21 protein-coding genes are annotated in these 19,132 nt (G+C 59.5%); 2 read left to right on the forward strand and 19 right to left on the reverse strand.

What is annotated here, in order from left to right; translation table 11 throughout:
* Positions 1 to 77: 77 nt before the first annotated feature.
* From ilvD to ACK3EW_RS00745, 6 genes are all read right to left on the reverse strand, one after another.
* Positions 78 to 1,841, reverse strand: a complete 1,764-nt coding sequence (gene ilvD / locus ACK3EW_RS00720; RefSeq protein ID WP_493808073.1) for a dihydroxy-acid dehydratase — start codon at positions 1,839 to 1,841, stop codon at positions 78 to 80.
* 170 nt (positions 1,842 to 2,011) lie between these two features.
* Entirely contained in the window at positions 2,012 to 3,334 is a 1,323-nt protein-coding gene (locus ACK3EW_RS00725; protein ID WP_493808074.1) for an NAD(P)/FAD-dependent oxidoreductase, read from the reverse strand.
* A complete protein-coding gene (locus ACK3EW_RS00730; protein ID WP_439118914.1) occupies positions 3,331 to 4,149 on the reverse strand; it encodes an ABC transporter permease in 819 nt (272 codons plus the stop codon). Before ACK3EW_RS00730 ends, ACK3EW_RS00725 begins: the two co-directional genes overlap by 4 nt.
* Entirely contained in the window at positions 4,146 to 5,036 is an 891-nt protein-coding gene (locus tag ACK3EW_RS00735) for an ABC transporter permease subunit (protein ID WP_085627895.1), read from the reverse strand. Before ACK3EW_RS00735 ends, ACK3EW_RS00730 begins: the two co-directional genes overlap by 4 nt.
* 3 nt (positions 5,037 to 5,039) lie before the next feature.
* Positions 5,040 to 6,164: an ABC transporter ATP-binding protein gene (locus ACK3EW_RS00740; protein WP_493808075.1), complete on the reverse strand. Its 1,125-nt coding sequence runs from the start codon at positions 6,162 to 6,164 to the stop codon at positions 5,040 to 5,042.
* A 68-nt stretch (positions 6,165 to 6,232) separates the two neighbouring features.
* Positions 6,233 to 7,318: a polyamine ABC transporter substrate-binding protein gene (locus ACK3EW_RS00745; protein WP_493808076.1), complete on the reverse strand. Its 1,086-nt coding sequence runs from the start codon at positions 7,316 to 7,318 to the stop codon at positions 6,233 to 6,235.
* Positions 7,319 to 7,497: 179 nt separating this feature from the next.
* On the opposite strand from ACK3EW_RS00745, the gene ACK3EW_RS00750 reads away from it, so the two are divergent.
* A complete protein-coding gene (locus ACK3EW_RS00750; protein ID WP_493808077.1) occupies positions 7,498 to 8,169 on the forward strand; it encodes a GntR family transcriptional regulator in 672 nt (223 codons plus the stop codon).
* A gap of 65 nt (positions 8,170 to 8,234) precedes the next feature.
* On the forward strand, positions 8,235 to 9,638 hold the full coding sequence (locus tag ACK3EW_RS00755; protein WP_493808078.1) for an aspartate aminotransferase family protein: 1,404 nt from the start codon (positions 8,235 to 8,237) through the stop codon (positions 9,636 to 9,638).
* A gap of 43 nt (positions 9,639 to 9,681) precedes the next feature.
* Here the strand turns inward: ACK3EW_RS00755 and ACK3EW_RS00760 are convergent, their stop codons facing one another.
* The 13 genes from ACK3EW_RS00760 to ACK3EW_RS00820 all read right to left on the reverse strand — a co-directional run bounded on the left by ACK3EW_RS00760 (position 9,682) and on the right by ACK3EW_RS00820 (position 19,114).
* A complete protein-coding gene (locus tag ACK3EW_RS00760) occupies positions 9,682 to 10,452 on the reverse strand; it encodes an FCD domain-containing protein (protein WP_493808079.1) in 771 nt (256 codons plus the stop codon).
* Between the two features lie 58 nt (positions 10,453 to 10,510).
* Positions 10,511 to 10,957 (reverse strand): molybdenum cofactor biosynthesis protein MoaE, encoded by a 447-nt coding sequence (locus tag ACK3EW_RS00765; protein ID WP_493808080.1) that lies wholly within the window; start codon positions 10,955 to 10,957, stop codon positions 10,511 to 10,513.
* Entirely contained in the window at positions 10,957 to 11,202 is a 246-nt protein-coding gene (gene moaD, locus ACK3EW_RS00770; protein WP_085627901.1) for a molybdopterin converting factor subunit 1, read from the reverse strand. The genes ACK3EW_RS00765 and moaD overlap by 1 nt, the downstream gene beginning before the upstream one ends.
* 4 nt (positions 11,203 to 11,206) lie before the next feature.
* Positions 11,207 to 11,866, reverse strand: coding sequence for a CDP-diacylglycerol--glycerol-3-phosphate 3-phosphatidyltransferase (gene pgsA / locus ACK3EW_RS00775; protein WP_493808081.1), 660 nt, complete (start codon positions 11,864 to 11,866; stop codon positions 11,207 to 11,209).
* 89 nt (positions 11,867 to 11,955) lie between these two features.
* Positions 11,956 to 12,702: a DNA repair protein RecO gene (recO, locus tag ACK3EW_RS00780; protein ID WP_493808082.1), complete on the reverse strand. Its 747-nt coding sequence runs from the start codon at positions 12,700 to 12,702 to the stop codon at positions 11,956 to 11,958.
* A gap of 9 nt (positions 12,703 to 12,711) precedes the next feature.
* Positions 12,712 to 13,050 (reverse strand): DUF1491 family protein, encoded by a 339-nt coding sequence (locus ACK3EW_RS00785; RefSeq protein WP_493808083.1) that lies wholly within the window; start codon positions 13,048 to 13,050, stop codon positions 12,712 to 12,714.
* Positions 13,043 to 13,951, reverse strand: coding sequence for a GTPase Era (gene era, locus ACK3EW_RS00790; protein WP_085627905.1), 909 nt, complete (start codon positions 13,949 to 13,951; stop codon positions 13,043 to 13,045). Before era ends, ACK3EW_RS00785 begins: the two co-directional genes overlap by 8 nt.
* Before the next feature lie 28 nt (positions 13,952 to 13,979).
* Positions 13,980 to 14,879, reverse strand: a complete 900-nt coding sequence (locus ACK3EW_RS00795; RefSeq protein WP_493808084.1) for a DMT family transporter — start codon at positions 14,877 to 14,879, stop codon at positions 13,980 to 13,982.
* Complete coding sequence (gene rnc, locus ACK3EW_RS00800; protein WP_493808085.1) at positions 14,876 to 15,565, reverse strand: ribonuclease III; 690 nt, start codon at positions 15,563 to 15,565, stop codon at positions 14,876 to 14,878. Before rnc ends, ACK3EW_RS00795 begins: the two co-directional genes overlap by 4 nt.
* Entirely contained in the window at positions 15,565 to 16,401 is an 837-nt protein-coding gene (lepB, locus tag ACK3EW_RS00805; RefSeq protein WP_439118580.1) for a signal peptidase I, read from the reverse strand. The genes rnc and lepB overlap by 1 nt, the downstream gene beginning before the upstream one ends.
* A 71-nt stretch (positions 16,402 to 16,472) precedes the next feature.
* Entirely contained in the window at positions 16,473 to 16,871 is a 399-nt protein-coding gene (gene acpS / locus ACK3EW_RS00810; RefSeq protein WP_439118579.1) for a holo-ACP synthase, read from the reverse strand.
* Positions 16,868 to 18,352 carry an alpha/beta hydrolase gene (locus tag ACK3EW_RS00815; protein WP_493808086.1) on the reverse strand — a complete coding sequence of 495 codons (1,485 nt, stop codon included), beginning with the start codon at positions 18,350 to 18,352 and terminating at the stop codon, positions 16,868 to 16,870. The genes acpS and ACK3EW_RS00815 overlap by 4 nt, the downstream gene beginning before the upstream one ends.
* Before the next feature lie 9 nt (positions 18,353 to 18,361).
* Positions 18,362 to 19,114, reverse strand: coding sequence for a pyridoxine 5'-phosphate synthase (locus ACK3EW_RS00820; RefSeq protein ID WP_493808087.1), 753 nt, complete (start codon positions 19,112 to 19,114; stop codon positions 18,362 to 18,364).
* Between the last annotated feature and the right edge of the window lie 18 nt (positions 19,115 to 19,132).

Raw genomic sequence — 19,132 nt, forward strand, 5'->3', positions numbered from 1 at the left:
GAGTGCGCCTGTCTCGGAACATCCGGCAAGGTATGCCGCGCCCAAGAGCGCGGCATAGAAGGTGGTGCGTGTCCGGATCAAAGATCAGAATACACGTGTTTTTCGCCTTCGGCACCGGGGTGCGTCACGGCACCTTTGTAGGTCGGGCCGACAAGTTTGGCGAACTTCCAGATAGCGCCCGACGTGTATATCGTCTCGCGCGGGCCGGTCCATGCCGCCTTGCGCTGGGCAAGTTCCTCGTCCGAGAGGTCGACCGTCAGAGCGCCGTTTACCGCGTCGATGGTGATCATGTCGCCATTCTTGAGAAGAGCGATCGGGCCACCTTGTGCGGCTTCGGGGCCGACATGGCCCACGCAGAAGCCACGGGTTGCCCCCGAGAAGCGCCCATCTGTGATGAGCGCGACCTTCTTGCCCATGCCCTGACCGGACAGGGCCGCGGTTGTGGACAGCATTTCGCGCATGCCGGGGCCACCAGCGGGGCCTTCGTTGCGGATGACAAGCACTTCGCCTTCCTTGTAGTCGCGCGCTTTGACAGCGGCAAAGGCGTCTTCTTCACATTCGAACACGCGGGCCGGGCCGGTAAAGACCTGACCTTCTGCCGGAATGCCAGCAACCTTCACAATCGCACCTTCAGGGGCAAGGTTGCCCTTGAGACCAACGACGCCGCCGGTTTTGGTGATCGGGGTTTCGATGGAGTAGATCACTTTGCCGTCCGCTTCGCGTTCGATGCGGTCAAGCTCTTCGCCGATGGTGCGGGTGGAGGCGGTGACGCAATCCTCGTGGATCAGACCCGCCTTGCGCAGTTCCTTCATCACGACGGGAATGCCGCCTGCGTCGTAGAGATCCTTGGCGACATAGGTGCCGCCCGGCTTCAAGTCGACGAAATAGGGCGTGTCGCGGAAGATCTCGCACACGTCTTCGAGGAAGAATTCGATCCCCGCTTCGTGCGCGATGGCGGGCAGGTGCAGACCGGCATTGGTCGACCCACCTGTGCAGGCCACGACGCGTGCCGCGTTTTCCAGAGCCTTGCGGGTGACCACGTCACGGGCACGGATGTTCTGTTCGATCAGGTCCATGACCGCGCGACCCGACGCTTCGCCATAGGCATCGCGGGATTCGTAGGGCGCGGGCATGCCGGAAGAGTTGAACAGCGCCAGACCGATGGCCTCAGACACGCAGGCCATGGTGTTGGCGGTAAACTGGCCACCGCAGGCACCTGCGGACGGGCACGCCACGCGTTCCAGCATATCCAGCGCCTTGTCCGACATCTCGTTGTTTTGGTGACGGCCAACCGCTTCGAACATGTCCTGAACGGTCAGGTCGCGCGAGCGGAAATCAGCAGGGATTTCTTCGACCTGCGGAGCGCGGCCCGGCAGAATCGATCCGCCATAGATGAACACTGACGGCACGTTGAGACGGACCATCGCCATCATCATGCCGGGCAGGGATTTGTCGCAGCCCGCGAGGCCGACAACCGCGTCATAGGAATGGCCGCGCATAGTCAGTTCGACCGTATCGGCAATCGCTTCGCGCGAGGCGAGCGAAGAGCGCATGCCTTCGTGACCCATCGCGATGCCGTCGGTGACAGTGATTGTGGTGAATTCGCGGGGTGTGCCCATCGCCTGCTTCACGCCCATCTTCACGGCCTGAGCCTGACGGTTGAGGGCGATGTTACAGGGGGCGGCTTCGTTCCAGCATGTGGCGACGCCGACCAGAGGCTGGTGGATTTCTTCCTCGGTCATGCCCATCGCATAGTAATACGACCGGTGCGGCGCGCGCTCGGGGCCTTCGGTGACGTGACGGCTGGGCAGTTTCGACTTGTCGAATGGACGCTTGAGCATGACGCTCCTCCCTGAATTCGTGGTTCCGTCTGGAATAGCGAACCGGGGAGAGCGGCACAAGAGATTGGGCGGGTTTCTAGACTTTTCAAAATGGTTAAGGGCAAACGCGATCGAGCGCGCTTGAGGCGCAGTTTCGAAACTGCGTGCCCACCGCGTGTCGAAAGCCGGCTCTAGCGATCGAACAGGGTTGCTGCGGAATAGGCTGGCGCAAGTAGCAGTCGTCGCAAAGTTCCCAGTGGAAACCGTGCCGGAGGTGCCGAGAGGAAAGCTGGCAGCGGCCCCGAAGGGCGTTGCCCCACCATGGTCTCAGCCAGTCGCGCGCCAAGATAACTGCCCATCGCGACGCCGTTGCCATGATAGCCCATGGCTGCGAACAGGCCGGGGTGATCGGGCACAGCCCCCGCAAAAGGTGTCAGCCTGCGCATCAGGCACAGCAGGCCGGACCATTCATGGCTGATGTCGATATCGCGCCATTCTGGAAAAAGCGTGTGGAAATCCGCGCGGATTTTTCGCGACAGAGCGGCTTCGGCATTTGGCGTTGCGCGCAATCCGCCCCGCATCCCGAACAGGAAACGCCCATCGGGCATCAATCGGAAATAGTGCAGCAGGATGCGACTGTCGTAGCACATTTGAAGACTGGTCCAGCCTTGGCGGTCTTGCTCGCTTTGGGTGATTGGACGGGTGACGATGATGCTTGATTGCACCGGAAGATACCGTGCGCGAAGCCAGTCGGGGATGTCTTCGGATGAATATCCATTGGTGGCGAGGATCACCTTGTCGGCGGTGATCGTCCCGGTGGGCGTGGTGACGCGCCATGTGGCACCGGTGCGGACGATCGACAAAGCTGGTGATTGTCCAAATAGTTGCACCCCGACCGCCTGCGCGCTTTGTGCCAGCCCTGCGTGGTATTTGGCGGGGTTAAGCGCGAAGCCGATCGGCAGCGTGATGCCGCCATAGAACGTGCCGCCAAGACCGCGTTGGCGGAGTTCCTCTGCCGCGATGATCTCGGGTGTCACGCCGTAGGTCGCCTTGGCGTCATCGCGACTTGCCAATATGTCCTGCATGGCTTTCGGCGTGTGGGCGAAGAGCGTTTCACCGTCGGAATGGCGGTCGGCATTGATCTGGTTGTCCGAAAGCAAGGCGTCTACATGGTTGACCGCCGCGCGTTCGGTCTTGTGCCACTCGGCGCGTTGGTCTTGGCCGAAACGGCGCGCCATTATCCCGCCGCTCAGTTTGGAGCCGCCGAGGCAGCAAAACCCGCCATTGCGCCCAGATGCGCCCCAACCGGGCTGTTCGGCATCAATGACGGTCGCTTCGACACCCGCTTTTGCCAAGACCAGCGCGGCGTTCAAGCCGGTGAACCCCCCGCCGATGATAGCAACCTCGGTTCTGTGATCCCCATCTAACCGTGGCTGATCCGCAGGCGGTCTGGTGTCACGCCACCAACAGGACTGTGGTGTCTGGTACGCTGCCGACTCGTAGATGCGTTTCATGCAGGGCGTTCGGCCATTCGCTCGTCGCGCGCCTGCCGGACCGCCGCTTGTTTGGTGATCAGCGATGCGGTGATCACTCCGACTGTGACGATGGCTATCATGATCGTGGAGAGCGCGTTGATTTCAGGGCTGACGCCAAGGCGCACCGCCGAGAAGATCTTGATCGGCAGGGTGGTGGCGGATGGCCCTGTGGTGAAGCTCGCGATCACCAGATCATCCAGCGACAGGGTGAAGGCCAAAAGCCAGCCCGAGATCACGGCGGGTGCGATGATCGGCAGGGTAACAAGACGGAACGCTTCGAATGGAGAGCAGCCCAGATCAAGTGCTGCCTCCTCAAGTGATCGGTCAAAGCTGACGAGGCGAGACGAGACAACGACTGATACGTAGCACATCGAAAATGTGGTGTGCGCAAGGACGATGGTCAGGACACCGCGGTCCAGCCCGATGCCGATGAAGAGCAGCAGAAGAGACAGGCCGGTAATGACTTCGGGCATCACCAGCGGAGCGTAGATCATGCCGGAAAAGAGCGTTCGGCCGCTGAACCGGCCTGCGCGGACAAGCACGTACGCTGCCATCGTGCCGAGAACCGTGGCGATGCTCGAACTCATCACCGCAACCTTTATGGTGACCCATGCGGCATTCAGGAATTCTTCGTTGCGGATTAATTCGCCGTACCATTGGGTTGAAAAGCCGGCCCAGACGGTGACCAGTTTGGACGCGTTGAAGCTATAGACCACCAAGATGATCATGGGCACGTAGAGAAACGCAAAGCCAAGCGTGAGCGATGTGGCGTTGAACCAGGAAAACCGTTTCATCCTTCAGCCTCGCGCTGTTTTTGTTCGTTGCGTTGGAACAGGATGATCGGGATCACGAGGATCAAGAGCAGGATCACCGCCACTGCCGAGGCCACGGGCCAGTCGCGGTTGGAGAAAAATTCCTCCCACAGCACCTTGCCGATCATCAGGGTGCCCGATCCGCCCAGCAGGGACGGGATTACGAATTCACCGATCACCGGAATGAAGACAAGGAAACAGCCTGCGATGATGCCGTTTTTCGACAGTGGGATCGTTACCAGCCAAAATGCGCTCAGGCGGGAACACCCGAGGTCTTCGGCAGCTTCCAGAAGGCTGTCATCCATCCGTTCCAGCGCCGAATAAATCGGCAGGATCATGAAAGGCAGGTAGGTGTAGACGATGCCGATATAGACGGCGGTGTTGGTGTTCAGGATCGTCAGCGGTTCGTTGATAAGGCCGAGCCAGAGCAGGAACTGGTTCAACAGGCCTTCGTTCGACAGGATGCCCATCCATGCGTAGACGCGGATCAGGAAGCTGGTCCAGAAGGGCAGGATCACCAGCATCAGCAGTGTGGGCCGCCATTCCGGGGCCGCGCGTGCCATGGCATAAGCGATGGGATAGCCGACCAGCAGTGTTATTACCGTCGAGGTGAGCGCGATCTGAAGCGAGCTGAGATAGGCTTTCCAGTAAAGATCGTCAGTGGTCAGGAACCAGAAGTTCTCGAAATCGAGCGCAGCGAAGAACGCTTTGAACCCCTCCCACCCGGCAGCGAAATCGAGTTGTGGCATGTAGGGTGGACGCGCCAGAGCCACGTCCGACAGCGAGATTTTCAGAACGATAACAAACGGGATCAGGAAAAGCGCGACCAGCCAAAGGTACGGCACCGCGATGAGGATGAAGCGGCGCATCCTCTAGCGCTCCAACAGGACACCGGCGGTGTCTGTCCAGCTGATCCAAACCGGGTCTTCCCATGTGATCTGACGACGTGACAGTCGGCGGGTGTTTGCGGTCTGCGCCTTGATGACGTGGCCGGTGGGCAATTCAACGTGATAGGTCGAGATGTTGCCAAGATAGGCGATATCGAGGACTTTGCCCCGCACTTTGTTTGCGGCGTCCTGCGGTTCTTCTGTGCTGATCGCGACCTTTTCGGGGCGGATGGCAAAGTGGATTTCCTGCCCGGCGTCGAATTTGGTGGCGGTCGTGCCGATGATGTCGGGCTGACCTTCGGCCCATTGTGTGGCGACCTTTTCTCCATTGGGCTTAGCGCGGCCCGAGATGATGTTCACGTCGCCGATAAAATCCGCCACATAAACGGAATTCGGTGCTTCGTATATTTGCGCCGGTGTGGCGACCTGGATGATCTGGCCTTCGTCCATCACGGCGACGCGGCTTGCGACGGTCATCGCCTCTTCCTGATCATGGGTCACGATCAAAAAGGTGGTGCCGGTTTTTTCCTGAATGTCCATCAGCTCGAACTGGGTGTCCTGGCGCAGCTTTTTATCAAGCGCGCCGAGTGGTTCATCGAGCAGAAGCAATTTTGGGGCTTTGGCCAAGGAGCGGGCGAGTGCCACGCGCTGCCTTTGGCCGCCGGAAATCTGGTGGGGTTTGCGTTTCGCGAATTTGCTCAGACGGGTGAGGCGCAGCATCTCTTCGACGCGCGCCGCGATTGCGTCCTTGTCTTTGCCTTCGCGCTTGAGGCCAAAGGCGATGTTTTCCCAGACCGACAAGTGCGGAAACAGTGCGTATGACTGGAACATCATGTTCACCGCGCGCTTGTTCGGTGGGATCTTGGCCATGTCCTGACCCGCGATGAAAATCTGCCCTTGGGTCGGTGCCTCGAACCCTGCAAGCATCCGCATCATGGTGGTTTTGCCGCAGCCCGAGGGCCCGAGCAAGGCAAAGAACTCTTTGGCAAAGATATCCTGCGTGAGATTGTCAATCGCGACGAAGTCACCGAAGCGCTTGGTGACGTTCTTGAATTGGATAAGCGGCTTTTCGTTGGGGTCTTCCCATGGGGCGAAAACGGTTTGCGACACTTGAGGCACCTCCGAGCCAAGACACTATCCGGCGGGAGAACCCCGCCGGATACTTAGAGCGCTTCGGATCAGGTGCCCGACTTTACCTTGGTCCACATCCGCGTCAGCGACCGCTGTTCGCGCGGCGGGAAGGGTGTCACAGTATACAGTTTATCGAGCGTGGCCTCGTCCGGGTAGATTGCGGTATCGCCGATCACATCCTCTACCAGGAACTCTTTGGAGGCCGCGTTGCCATTGGCGTAGTACACATAGTTCGATGCCGCCGCCATGTTCTGCGCGTCCATGATGAAGTTCAGGAACGTGTGCGCAGCCTCTGGATTCGGGGCATCAACCGGGATCGCCATTTGGTCGAACCACATCAGAGCCCCTTCGACCGGAGCGTTATAGGCGACTTCGACGCCATTGTCGGCTTCGGCGGCACGGTCCCGCGCCTGAAGAATGTCACCTGACCAGCCGAAGGCCACGCAGATGTCGCCGTTTGCCAGTGCATTGATGTATTCAGAGCTGTGGAATTTCTGAATATAGGGGCGAACCGCCATCAGAACTTCTTCGGCCGCAGCCAGCGCTTCGTCATCCTTACGATCCGGATCGAGACCTGCATAGGTCAAAGCGGCAGGAATCATTTCCGTCGGAGCGTCAAGGAAATGCACGCCGCAAGAGGCCAGCTTTTCCATATTCTCGGGGTTGAAGACGAGGTCGAGCGAGCTGATCGGCGCGTCCGCACCAAGCACTTCGGTCACCTTAACGGTATTCACACCGATTCCAGTGGTGCCCCACATGTAGTTGATCGAGTATTCGTTGCCCGGATCGTATTGCGCTGTGCGCTTTTCGATCACGTCCCACATGTTGTCTTTGTTCGACAGTTTCGACATGTCGAGTTTCTGGAACGCGCCTGCTTGGATCTGGCGTTGCAAGAACGTGCCTGTCGGAACCACGACATCATAGCCCGACCCGCCGGCCAGCATCTTGGTTTCGAGCAGTTCGTTGCTGTCGAACACGTCGTAGATCAGGTCGATCCCGGTTTCTTCTTCGAACTTGGTGAGCAGCCCTTCGTCGATGTAGTCAGACCAGTTGTAGACGCGCACTTCCTCGGCCGTTGCGAGTGAAGCCATAAGTGCGGCACCTGCGGTCATGGTCAGCAGATGGGTTTTCATGAAAGTCTCCCGTTGATCCCAGAGCACTTCCGGCCCTGTGGATTTGAATTTGATCAAATCTTGCCCGGTCTGGCAATACTCCAGATGTTTCCACTTCCGTTTGGAACGTGCAAGATGACTTGTCAGAGGCAGGTAATCAGGCATTCTGCCCAAACGTGCAGCAGTTCGTAAGGAAAGAGATGGCCGGACAGATTTCATTGAAACCAATGGCAGAGCCGGTCCGCTTGCCCGTGCATGAGCTGGTGTATCGACAATTGCGCGATCAGATTCTGTTCGGAGAATTCGAGCCCGGCCAACCGGTGACGATTCAGGGTTTGACCGAAGCATTGGGTGTCGGAATGACCCCTGTGCGGGAGGCTTTGCGCCGTTTGACAGCGGAAGGGGCGCTTGAATTTCTGGGCAACCGCCGAATCGCAGTCCCCGTTCTGGATGCGCAGGCGATCGAAGAACTGAGCATTGCGCGTAAGGCGTTGGAGCCTGAACTTGCTCGGAGGGCGGCGTATCGCGCAACACCACACGATGTCGTGCGGCTGGCGGAGATCGACCAGCGTCTGGATGCCGCGATCCGGCGCGGAGATGTTCAGCGCTACCTTGTCGAGAACCACAGCTTCCACGCCGATCTGAACGCTTTGGCGCAAGCGCCGATCCTGACCGAGATGGTGGATCGGCTTTGGTTGCGCTTTGGTCCATCGCTGCGAGTGGTCTGCGGGCAATTCGGAACGCGCAACCTTCCGGACCGTCACAAGGATGTGTTGGCTGCCCTTGGGTCAAGCGATGGTGAAGCGGCGGCAGATGCGATGGTGGGGGATGTGGAGCAGGGCATGGAACAAATCCGTCAGGGACTCATCTGATTCGATTGACTTGAAATAATTTGATCATATTTTGGCAGCAACCTTCTGGAAAAGGATTTGCTTCCATGGTCACCATCACCAACCACATGCCCACGGCAGAATTGCAGGCCCTCGATGCGGCGCATCACATGCACCCTTTCACACATGGGTCTGGACTGGCCGCAAAAGGCGCGCGGGTCATCACGAGGGCGGATGGTGTTTGGCTGACTGACAGTGACGGGCACCGCATTCTCGATGCTATGGCGGGTCTCTGGTGCGTGAATATCGGCTATGGTCGCAAGGAACTTGCGCAGGCCGCAGCACGGCAGATGGAAGAGCTGCCCTATTACAACACCTTCTTCCAAACGACGCATGTGCCGGCGATCGCGTTGGCGCAGAAACTGGCTGAACTGGCGCCCGAGGGGTTCAATCAGGTCTTTTTCGCAGGCTCCGGTTCCGAAGCGAACGACACCAATCTGCGGCTTGTGCGCACCTATTGGGCCGAGAAGGGCCAGCCTGAGAAGAATATCGTGATCTCGCGTTGGAATGCCTATCACGGCTCGTCCGTGGGCTCTGGCTCGCTGGGTGGTATGAAGGGCATGCACATGCAGGGCGGCATGCCTATTCCGAACATTCACCATATCGACCAGCCAAACTGGTGGTCCGAAGGCGGTGACATGACACCCGAGGAATTCGGGTTAGAGCGAGCGCGTCAGCTTGAGGCAGCTATTGAGGAGCTCGGACCGGACCGGGTTGCCGCCTTCATCGCAGAGCCGGTGCAGGGCGCAGGTGGCGTGATCGTGCCGCCCGAGACCTACTGGCCCGAGATTCAGCGCATCGTCGACAAATACGGTATCCTGTTGATTGCGGATGAGGTGATCTGTGGATTCGGCCGAACCGGTAATTGGTTCGGATCGCAGACGATGAATATCCGTCCGCATATCATGACCATCGCAAAGGGTCTGTCCTCGGGGTACCAGCCCATCGGCGGATCGTTGATCTGTGACGAGGTGGCCGAGGTCATCAACAATGTCGAGTTCAACCACGGCTACACCTATTCGGGCCATCCAGTTGCCTGCGCTGTGGCGTTGGAAAACCTGCGTATCCTTGATGAAGAAGGCATCGTGACCCGCGTGCGGGAACAAACCGGACCTTATCTGAAGGAAAAGTTTGAGAGCCTGGCAGAGCATCCGCTGGTGGGCGAAGCCAAGATCATCGGCATGATGGGGTCCATTGCCCTGACGCCGGATAAGGCGTCGCGCGCGGCGTTCGAGGCCGAAGCCGGGACTGTCGGGTTCGTGTGTCGGGAACGCTGCTTTGCCAACAACCTGATCATGCGCCATGTCGGTGACCGGATGATCATTTCACCGTCGCTGGTGATTTCGCACGAGGAGATCGACACGCTGATCGAACGGGCTTGGCAGTCGCTGGATGAATGCCACGCCAAGCTCAAGGAAGATGGGCTGATGAAAGCGCGCGTGGCGAGCTAGGACGCTAAGCATTCATGGTTTCGCTGAAATGCATTGACGCATTTCAGCCCTTCGCCAGCGTGTGCTCGTATCGTTGCCGCGCTACGGCTTCATGCGCCTCTGCCTTGCGGTTGTCCGCGAGGCACGATTCGACATAGGTCAGATGATCCACCACAGCCTTGCGGGCTGCTTCGGGTTCCCGCGCCTGCAGCGCATCGTTGATCGCCCGGTGCTGGTCGAGCAGCGTTGCGCGGGTCGTGCGTTGGCGGAACATGATCTGACGGTTGTAGAACACGCCCTCGCGCAAAAGCTGGTACATTGATCGCATCATGTGAAGCATGATAACGTTGTGGCTGGCTTCGATGATCGACAGATGAAACTCTGCATCAAGTGCGGCCTCATCGCCGGGATTGCGTTTTTGGTGGGCGGCTTCCATGCGCTCGAACACAGTGTTGATGACCTTGAGGTCCGTGTCAGACGCCAACCTAGCAGCGCGTTCCGCCGCCAGCCCTTCCATGTCGCGGCGGAAGGACAGGTAGTCGAACACCGCTTCGTCGTGGTTGGCAAACAGTTGGATCAATGCATCCGAGAACGCCGAGCCAAGGACATCTGCCACGTAGACCCCGGCCCCGGCGCGGCTGGTGAGCAAACCGCGCTCGGACAGGTCCGCGATGGATTCCCGCAGGGACGGGCGCGAGACATTCAGTCGTTCCGCAAGTTCGCGTTCCGACGGCAAACGTTCGCCAGGCCGCAGAATGCCTTGCAGGATCAGCTTTTCAATCTGGCGGGTGACCGAGGTGGACAGCTTTTCTGGTGTGACTGGTTGAAAAGGCATGGTGCTCGTGACTGGTTGAATTGGTCAAATCATATGACCGATCATGCCATCAAACAAGCTACCACCGCGTGAGCGCGTTCTCGTCTTCGTCTTTCGCGGCCACCCAATTGGTTTCACCGGTCGTTGCGTGTTCTTTCTTCCAGAACGGCGCACGGGACTTGAGGTAGTCCATCAGGTATTGCGCCGCTTCGAACGCGTCCTTGCGATGCGGTGCTGCGGTGGCAACCATCATGATTTTTTCGCCCGGCTCCATCCGTCCATAACGGTGGATCACGAGAACGTCGCCCAAGGACCACCGAGTCACCGCATCGGAGGCAATGGCTTCCAGCGCTTTCTGCGTCATACCGGGGTAGTGCTCGATCTCCATGGTATCCAGCCCGCCATAGCCGAAATCCCGCACCACGCCTGTAAAGGTGACGATCGCGCCCATATCGTGGCGACCATTTGCAAAGGCTTCCGCCTCTGCTCCAAAATCGAACGGGGCCTCTTGGACAACGATGCGCATCAGCCGCCCGTCATCGGTGGAAAGAATGCCACTTCCCGTGCACCTTTGATCGACGCGTCGAAGTCGGTGAGTTCCTGATCGACCGCAACTCGCAACGCACTGAGGTCGGAAAAAGCGAGATCATAGCGGTCTTCGCGGGCGCGCAGTTCAGCCACAAGATCCGACACGGTTTCCGCATCCGTGGTCACGGTCTCCTTGGGCAATCCAATCCGTTCCCGGACCCAAGCGAAGTACAACACGTCCATCTGGTCAATCCTTCAAAAACGGCGCGGCCTTGCGGAAGTAATCCCAGCCAGTGATCAGGGTAAGGAAAGCCGCAAGCCATAGCAGCACGATACCTGCATTGCCTGTCCAGACCATTCCGGCATGTTTCCACCAAAGACCGTGCAAGTCTTCAATATCGCCCATCATCACACCTTGAACTATCTCGGGGCTCATGCCCATGGCAGAGATACCAAGGTAGTGTTCAAAGACGCCCTGTGCGAACAGGATTGCAATGGCGACCATCTGGAGTGTGGTTTTCCACTTGGCCAGCGGCGTTACTTTCAGTGTGCCCGCCGTGTCCCCCAGAAATTCGCGTAAGCCCGAGACAAAGACTTCGCGGAATAGGATGAAGGTCGCGGGCAATACCAGCCAAGGCGACATTGATGAATAGCCCACGATGACCATAAGGGCGATCACAACCATCGCCTTGTCGGCGATCGGATCGAGCATCGCACCCAGCTTACTTTCCTGCTTCCAGGCGCGGGCGAGGTAGCCGTCGAACCAGTCTGTTATGGCGGCCAGCACGAAAAGGGTCAGAGCAAACCAATCTGCAGCTGGGCGCGAGAAGTAGAGGAACATGAGAGCCACTCCCGGCGCAGCCAGAAGGCGCAAGACAGTCAAGATATTTGGCACCGTCATCGTCATGCCCTTTACCTATCGTGCCTACGTGTGACTGAAAAGGCGGCGTTTTGGTGTTTTCAAAACTTCGCTCATCCTGCGTGAAATGTGACTGTTCAAAAGGCTGTTCTTGGCTCGGTCACTGCGCGGTTCAGCATGTCTATGTACCGCGCCCGCGCTTCGGGCAGCGGTTTGCCCACTTGGCCGGCTGCCAGCTTGTGTTCGAGGAAGTAGCCCGTCAGCCCCAAAGCGTCTGCGATATCGGAAATCTCTGTTGCGCCGCCGTCGTGTAGGGCGCTGGGCAAAGGCAGCAACCTGTCGGCCCAATCGCCCGCGCCTTTGGCGGATACCGCACGGCCAGATTTGGGGGAGACATAGATCAGCCCTTCGGTCGCCCCGGTGACGGCACAACAGCTCAGATCGAGACCGTACCCCAGATCATCCAACAGTGCGGTTTCCCAGCGCAGATAGGCCAGCGGCCAAAGATCTGTCTGATCCAACAAGTCTAGCAGGTTCTGTGTGTGAGCATACAAGACGGGATGTGGTTCACGTTCGGGCAGGACGAATGCCAAAAGTGCAAGCGTGGCGTTCAGACCGGCCAGCGTCGTACGGTTCTGCATGGCAATCGCCGCGCGAGAACGTTGGAGTTCCACGGTAAAGCTGCCCAGATGGTCCTCAAGCCGTGCCCGCCACGCCAGATCAAGCTGCGCCCCCGGTTGCAGGATCGGCGCAACTTTGCGCGACGCACCGCCCCGCACCACGCCCGCGTGACGCCCGCGTTCGGGTGTGAACACGTCGATGATCATTGCGCTTTCGCCATGTCGACGGCTGCTCAGAAGGATACCTGTATCGCGCCAATCCATGGTAGGAACTTAGCCCGACAGCCCGTCTTCATCCAGAAGATGCCGCCCGGCCCTGTCCTCTACTTCGATAACCCAAAGGTCGCTGTCAAAGCTGCGCTGTTTTGCGATGCTGGCATCGACATCTGATTCGGAACCGTCCGCCAGAACCTGCCAAGCGCGGGCGCCTGTCATCAGGTCGTATTGGCGCATGAACGCCTTGGCCCGACCGTCCAGAGTGTTCAGCTTCACCAACACGGCCCCCGCCGTGTCATCTCCATGAGCAGTCACAAATGCCGGGATGTCGAACAAGGACAGACGGCGCATGTAGGCGTGCACCCAGAAGCCGCTGGCGAGGCGTGCCTCAGCCATTGCCGTCCTTGAAATCAAGACCCATCTCGGAATAGCGCTCGGCCTCGTCCAGCCATTTCTCGCGGACTTTCACCTGCATAAAGAGGTGAATGCGTCGGCCAAGGAACTCTTCAAGCTCTTCGCGCGCGGCCTTGCTGATGGCTTTGATAGTTTCGCCCTTGTTGCCAAGTACGATACCTTTGTGACCGTCACGGACCACGTAGATGATCTGATCGATCCGGGCTGATCCGTCGTCGCGTTCTTCCCAGTGCTCGGTCTCGACAGTCAGCTGATAGGGCAATTCCTGATGCAGGCGCAGCGTCAGCTTTTCGCGGGTCATTTCGGACGCGATCATGCGCAAGGGCAGATCGGCAATCTGGTCTTCGGGATACAGCCACGGGCTTTCGGGGAGTTCCGCGGCCAGCCATTTGCGCAGCGCATTGACGCCGTGACCCTTTTCCGCCGAGATGAGGAAGGTTTCAGTGAAAGGGAACTTTTCGTTCATCTGTTGGGTCAGGGCGAGCAGGCGCGGGGCCTCGACCCGGTCGATCTTGTTGATGGCGAGTGCGACCGGGCGTTTGCCCACGACCTCGCCAAGGTTCTCAAGGATCGCCTCAACACCTTCAGTGATGCCGCGATGTGCTTCGATCAGGAGCACGACAATGTCGGCGTCCGACGCTCCGCTCCAAGCTGCAGCAACCATCGCGCGGTCCAGACGGCGGCGCGGTTTGAACAGGCCGGGCGTGTCCACCAGAACGATCTGCGCGTCGCCTTCGATGGCGACACCGCGGATGCGCGCGCGGGTGGTCTGCACCTTGTGGGTCACGATCGACACTTTCGCGCCGACCATCTGATTGGTCAGCGTGGATTTGCCCGCATTGGGCTCTCCGATCAAAGCGACGAAACCGGCGCGCGTGGTCATAGGTGCATCCATCCTTAGAAGTCCGGCGTCATACGCCAGATCTTGGTGCAGAGCCAGCCCTGTCTTTGCGCCCGCTGCGCACCAAGGTGTAGACGCCGCTGCCCACAATCAATGTAGCCCCAATCAGCGTCAGCGCGTCGGGCCGTTCGCCGAAGATCAGATAGGCAAAGACCAGCGCGATCAAGAGGCGCGAATATCGGAACGGGGCCACAACCGACACTTCTCCGGTGCGCATCGCTTTGGTCAGGGCACTGTAGCCCACTAACCCGGCCAGTCCGGTGCCCATCAGCATCGTCAAGGCAGGCACACTGGGCGCGGAGATAGGGGCGCTTTCGAACATGGTGATCACGACCCCGGCGATGAAAACCATTAGAAACCCCAGAATGCCAAGCTGCGTCGCCGACACTTCGGGCGGGCTGGCGCGGGTCATCAGGTCGCGTCCGGCAAAGCCGATCATGCCCAAGATGGCAAAGACCGCTGTTGCGTCAAAGCCAGAGGGCGTGGGCCGCAGGATCAAAAGAACGCCGACAAAGCCGATGGACATTGCTACCCAACGCCGTAACCCGACCTTTTCCTTGAGAACCAGCGCTGCACCCAATGTGACAACCAATGGCGCTGCTTGAAGAATGGCGGATGTGGTCGACAAGGGCGCAAAGGCAAGGCTGAGGGCAAAGAACAGGCGGCCCAGAATTTCGAACGCGGACCGGATCAAAAGCGGGCCTTGGACATAGGCGCGGCTGACCAGAGGCTCCTTGATCCAGAGCGCGTAAAGAACAAAGAAGCTGGTGCCGAAGATGCCAAAGAGCATCGTCCCGACTCCGGCAGAGACATCCCCCGTGCCCGTCGCTGCTTTGAAGAACGCGTCTTCTATGGCAAAGCCCAGCATGGCCAGCACCATGAACAGGCTGCCCCGCAGGTTGTCGCTCAAGGCGCGTTCTTTTCGACAGTGGCAAGCAGCGTTTTGGCCGCGGCTTGTTCCGCCTGACGTTTGGACCCGGCTTTCGCCTTGGCTGTTTGGCCATCCTCGAGGCGGACCTCGATTACGAAAACCGGGGCGTGATCCGGGCCTTCTCGCGACAGTTCGCGATAGCTTGGCGGTGGCATGGCACGGGCCTGCGCCCATTCCTGTAGGGCGGTCTTGGCATCACGCGCGTCATCTTCGACGGACCCGATCCTGTCGCCCCAAAGCCGCAGGACCATGCCTTTGGCAGTGTCAAACCCGGCATCGAGATAGACCGCAGCGATCACGGCCTCCATCGCGTCGCCAAGCAGCGCCTGTTTGCGCCGCCCACCAGACATCATCTCGGACCGGCCCAGTTTGAGAGAGTCTCCAAGGTCGATCTGACGTGCCACGTCAGCACATGTTTCTTTGCGGACAAGGGCATTGAACCGCGGGGCGAGTTGACCTTCAGAGGCGCCTTTGTCCTCTGCCAGCAACGCTTCGGCCATAACCAGCCCAAGCACCCGGTCACCAAGAAACTCAAGTCTTTGGTTGTCTTCGCGATTCACTCCGGCGCGCGACGAATGGGTCACGGCGCGCACCAGCAATTCTGGGCGTTCGAACCGATGCCCCAAACGCGCCGAGAGCGCCTGAAGGTCAGCCGAAAGCTTCACTACTCGATCTTCTCGAAAAAGCGGTCGCCACGCCATGTCCAGAAGAACAGCATGGACGATCCGGCAGACGAGAACACGACGCGGTTTGCTTTGCCGATCATGTTTTCATAGGGCACGAAGCCGACGCCACCCGCGACGCTGGGTACGCGGCTGTCCGACGAGTTGTCGCGGTTGTCGCCCATCATGAAATAATGGCCTTCTGGCACGCTGTAGACCGGTGTGTTGTCCGACCCTTGTGTGCCAATGTTCAGGATTGAATGGGTCCGACCATTGGGCAGGGTTTCGGCAAAGCGTTCCTTGATGCAGGTGCCGCCCGTGCCGACAGGCCCATTGGCGCAGCGCGGGCGCAGACCTTGCGGACCTTGGGGCGAGGCGGTTTCCTCGAAGTCGGGTTGCTGTGCCAGTTCAACCGCGGTGCCGTTGATGTGCAGCACGCCGCGGATCATCTGGATCTCGTCACCTGGCAAGCCGATCACGCGCTTGATGAAATCGCGTCCGGAAACAGGGTGACGGAACACGGCGACATCACCGCGTTCGGGTTCCGATCCGAACAAGCGGCTGTTGTCGCCATCGGCCCAGCCACACAAATCCTTTGCATCCACGTCGATGCCGAAGTTCGGCAGGTAGAGCGACGGGCAGGAGGCATAGGAATAGCCGTAGGACATCTTGTTGACGAACAAGAAATCGCCAATCAGAAGAGTGTCCTTCATTGATCCAGACGGAATCCAGAAAGGCTGGAAGAATAGGGTCCGGAACACCCCGGCGATCAGGAGGGCATAGACGATGGTCTTGATCGTCTCGACGATCCCGCCGCTTTTCTTGGATTCAGACGCCATGTTCCTGCCTTCTGCTCGGTTGTCCCGCGCTTCATGAGCGGGGGCGGCGCGGGTGTCAAGCCAAGCGCCGGTTACTTAGGCCGTGCCTCGATCAGCACGGTGGCCTGCGCCCAAGGGTGATCGTCAGTCAGGGTCACGTGAATGATTGCCATATGCCCTTCGGGTGTCAGGTCATCCAGCCGCTTTTTCGCCCAGCCGGTGACCTCCATGATGGGCTGCCCTGTGTGCAGGTTGCGCACCGACATGTCTTTCCAAGCGATGCCCATCCGCAGCCCAGTGCCAAGCGCCTTGGAGCACGCCTCCTTTGCGGCCCAGCGTTTCGCGTAAGTGCCCGCCACATCGCGGCGGCGTTCGGCTTTGCGCTGCTCGGTTTCGGTGAACACGCGATTGCGAAAGCGGTCACCGAACCGATCCAGCGTAGCTGCGATGCGTTCGATATTCGCAAGATCTGTACCGATGCCGATGATCATGTCCCACCTCCGGTGGTTGCAAACATGGGGAAGCTGACGCCCAGCGCCCAGGCTAGGATGATCCCAAGTGCAATCCCCGCCAACAGGGGCCCGGCGCGTTTGCCAAAAGCGCGCCCCATCGCACCGTGGACAAAGAAAAACAGAAGGATCACGGGTGCAATGATTAGCAGGAAGAACAGCCCTTCCAGGTCAAGAGCCACGGCAATGCCCAACGACACCAACAACGCGATCCGCGCCGCGATGCGCCGCCAGAGCGGCGCTTTCCAGACCAGTTGCGCATCGGCCACCATGAACGGGATCGCTCCAATGACCAAGGCGGCGATGATCGGCAGGCGTTCCGCGATCGGAAAGAAGTTGGCGCCGTAGCCGTCCAGTGCAAATCCGAACACGCCGATCCCCCAAACGAGTAAAGCCACGAGAGCGAGTGTGAACGGCTCCACTCCGGGCCAGCCAAGCGTGAGCCGACCCCATAGCCAGCGTTGCATGGCAAGGCTGAGCAACCCAAACACACCCAGATGAATCGCCAGATAATCTGCGACCAACACAGGCAAGACGCCGAAATCCAGCGGCAGTGCGATGAAGGGCGTAAGGATTGCGGGCACAAGCAGAGTGCCGAGATATCGCAGGATACCCGGCTGATGGCTGGGTGGCAGGGGGGCTTCCGGGACGACCAGCCGCGCCAAGAGGGACGCCAGTACCGTGATGGACGCCATCAAGGCCAAAAACGCCCAACCCGTTGGCGGAGCCGATACCAGCGTATCGCGCCCATAGGCGCGGTTCAGCCAATCCAGCGCAGCCTGACGCCCGGCGCGGGATTGCAGGATCGACACGTGTTCTGTCCACGGCGCAAAGATTGCTGACCGGATCACATCGCCCTTTTGGATGGTTTCGCCTTCTTGCGCGTCGGCGTTCACCATCTGCACCGCATCAACGCCGAAGTCTCGCAGATGCGGTTCCCACTGGCCCGAGATCAGCAGCATGTCTTTTGGCTCTTCCGCCGTGACCGCCTGCGAAAAGGCAGACAGAAGGACAAGGGGGCCGGTGTCTGCTTCCAAAGCGACGCGGATCAGAACGTCCGTTGCCATCGAATGACCCAGTAGGGCGACGGGTGTGCCGTCTGCCACATCGTCGATCACCGAGCGTGTCTGGTCCATCAGAAGGCGGGTTGTGCCTTCGATCTGTGTCACATCGCCCGACATCGGCAAGGGGTGCGCGCCATGGCCTTCGAAGTCGAACATGTGCACGCGATACCCCGCCTGCGCGAGGATCAGACCGTAGCCCTGCATCATCTCGCGCGATCCGGCAAATCCGTGGGCAATAACCACATTTGGCCCGTCAGCGCCGTCCTGTGCCAGTGTGGTCACCGGTGTTGGCCCAACGAAACGATCCGTGAACGTTACGCCGGATCGGGCAACTTCGAGCACAAGGATCGAAACGCCCGCGATCAGTATCGCCAGATAAGTCAGAAGCGGGCGGGCCATACTCCCTCGTCAGGCCCGTGTTGCATCCATCAGGCGACGCATTTCCGCGATCGCTGGCCCAAGCCCGCGGAACACCGACTCTCCGATCAGGAAGTGTCCGATATTGAGCTCGACCACCTCGGGGAAGGCCGCGACAGGTGCGACGGTGTCGTAGTTCAGCCCGTGTCCTGCATGAACCTCAAGACCCAGCGAATGGGCATAGGCGGACATCTCGCGCATCATCTCCAATTCACGATCACGGGTTTCGAAATCGCCTTCGGCGTGGGCGTCGCAATAGGCCCCGGTGTGCAGTTCGATGACTTGCGCGCCAATGCGATGGGCCGCTGCGATCTGGCGTTCGTCCGCGCCGATGAAGATAGACACGCGGCACCCAGCCTCGCGCAGGGGAGCGATATACCCGGCCAGCTTGTTTTCCTCGCGCGCAACCTCAAGACCACCTTCGGTTGTCCGTTCTTCGCGCTTCTCGGGGACAATGCATACTGCGTGCGGTTTGTGGCGCAGCGCGATCTTCTGCATTTCTTCGGTCGCGGCCATTTCGAAATTCAGCGGCACGCGCAGCGTTTCCATAAGGCGGTCGATGTCGCTGTCGATGATATGGCGGCGGTCTTCACGGAGGTGCGCGGTGATGCCATCGGCGCCAGCCTCTTCTGCCAATTGAGCGGCGCGGACAGGGTCGGGAAGGTCGCCTCCACGCGCATTGCGCAAGGTGGCCACGTGGTCGATATTCACACCGAGCCGCAAGCGGCCTGCATTGTCAGTCATTCTCGCCTCCATTATTGA

This window comes from Marivita sp. NO-S04, from assembly GCF_059070475.1.